This is a genomic window from Oceaniglobus trochenteri (genome assembly GCF_020529025.1).
GTDB lineage: Bacteria > Pseudomonadota > Alphaproteobacteria > Rhodobacterales > Rhodobacteraceae > Oceaniglobus > Oceaniglobus trochenteri.
In genome coordinates, this window is record NZ_JACNMM010000025.1 from 10,001 (window position 1) to 12,153 (window position 2,153).

Annotated in this window: 2 rRNA genes (1 of these 2 cut by a window edge); both read left to right on the plus strand. The window is 54.6% G+C overall.

Features of this window, described 5'->3' with window-relative positions:
* A 23S ribosomal RNA gene (locus tag H7828_RS22405) occupies window positions 1-1,791 on the plus strand; it begins 1,149 nt to the left of the window's first position.
* Between the two features lie 206 nt (window positions 1,792-1,997).
* Window positions 1,998-2,112, plus strand: a 5S ribosomal RNA gene (rrf, locus tag H7828_RS22410).
* The last annotated feature ends 41 nt before the right edge of the window (window positions 2,113-2,153 follow it).

Consider the following 2,153-nt stretch of genomic DNA (forward strand, 5'->3'; position numbering starts at 1 on the left):
AGGAGGTTGGCTTAGAAGCAGCCATCCTTTAAAGATAGCGTAACAGCTCACTGGTCTAGACAAGCTGTCTTGCGGCGAAGATGTAACGGGGCTCAAGCCATGAGCCGAAGCTTAGGATGCACATAGTGCATGGTAGCGGAGCGTAGTGTGACATAAGACTTTATCTGTTTTACCGCCCGATGCAGGGGCGCGGGCAACCGCGCTCAAGTAGCGAAGCGGTAGCGCAGATAACAGTCTTTTCTGTGAAGCCGGCGCGTGAGCGATCCGGTGGAGAGATCACTAGTGAGAATGATGACATGAGTAGCGACAAACAGGGTGAGAGACCCTGTCGCCGAAAGTCCAAGGGTTCCTGCTTAAAGCTAATCTGAGCAGGGTAAGCCGACCCCTAAGGCGAGGCCGAAAGGCGTAGTCGATGGGAACCAGGTTAATATTCCTGGGCCAGATGGAAGTGACGGATCGCAGAGGTAGTTCATCCTTATCGGATTGAATGGGCTGCTGAGCGGTTCCTGGAAATAGCTCCATCGCTGGATCGTACCCTAAACCGACACAGGTGGACTGGTAGAGAATACCAAGGCGCTTGAGAGAACGATGTTGAAGGAACTCGGCAAAATACCTCCGTAAGTTCGCGAGAAGGAGGCCCGTTCAGGAGGCAACTCTTGGGCGGGGGCACAAACCAGGGGGTGGCGACTGTTTACTAAAAACACAGGGCTCTGCGAAGTCGCAAGACGACGTATAGGGTCTGACGCCTGCCCGGTGCCTGAAGGTTAAAAGGAGAGGTGCAAGCCTTGAATTGAAGCCCAGGTAAACGGCGGCCGTAACTATAACGGTCCTAAGGTAGCGAAATTCCTTGTCGGGTAAGTTCCGACCTGCACGAATGGCGTAACGACTTCCCCGCTGTCTCCAACATCGACTCAGCGAAATTGAATTGCCTGTCAAGATGCAGGCTTCCCGCGGTTAGACGGAAAGACCCCGTGCACCTTTACTACAGCTTCACATTGGCATCAGGCCAGGCATGTGCAGGATAGGTGGTAGGCTTTGAAGCAGGAACGCCAGTTTCTGTGGAGCCATCCTTGAGATACCACCCTTGCTTTGCTTGATGTCTAACCGCGGTCCGTTATCCGGATCCGGGACCCTGTGTGGCGGGTAGTTTGACTGGGGCGGTCGCCTCCCAAAGAGTAACGGAGGCGCGCGAAGGTTGGCTCAGAGCGGTCGGAAATCGCTCGTTGAGTGCAATGGCAGAAGCCAGCCTGACTGCAAGACGGACATGTCGAGCAGAGACGAAAGTCGGCCATAGTGATCCGGTGGTCCCGAGTGGAAGGGCCATCGCTCAACGGATAAAAGGTACGCCGGGGATAACAGGCTGATGGTGCCCAAGAGTCCATATCGACGGCACCGTTTGGCACCTCGATGTCGGCTCATCTCATCCTGGGGCTGGAGCAGGTCCCAAGGGTACGGCTGTTCGCCGTTTAAAGAGGTACGTGAGCTGGGTTTAGAACGTCGTGAGACAGTTCGGTCCCTATCTGCCGTGGGTGTAGGATACTTGAGAGGAGTTGCCCCTAGTACGAGAGGACCGGGGTGAACGATCCACTGGTGTACCAGTTGTTCCGCCAGGAGCAGTGCTGGGTAGCTATGATCGGAAAGGATAACCGCTGAAGGCATCTAAGCGGGAAGCCCCCCTCAAAACAAGGTATCCCTGAGAGCCGAGGTAGACCACCTCGTCGATAGGCCGGAGATGTAAGCGCAGCAATGTGCTCAGTTGACCGGTACTAATTGCTCGATAGGCTTGATTTGATCCAGTGGAAGCTGGACTTCCCGTCGGTGAAAACCGACAGGAAACAGATCAAAAGTACACCAGGTGTACAAGACTTGGATAAGTCGCAGCCCAGACAGGCTGCACCTCAACTGATGGCTGTGCCAGGGCAGGTTCGAACCAGAGCCCGCCAAGGCACAGCAAAGACCTGACTGCAAAGGCAGACAGGCATGTATTCTTTACTCGGTTTGGTGGTCATAGCGCGAGCAAAACACCCGATCCCATCCCGAACTCGGCCGTTAAGTGCCGTCGCGCCAATGGTACTGCGTCTTAAGACGTGGGAGAGTAGGTCACCGCCAAACCTAGTAAAGAATACATAATCTCTCAAACGAGAAGAGTTTAC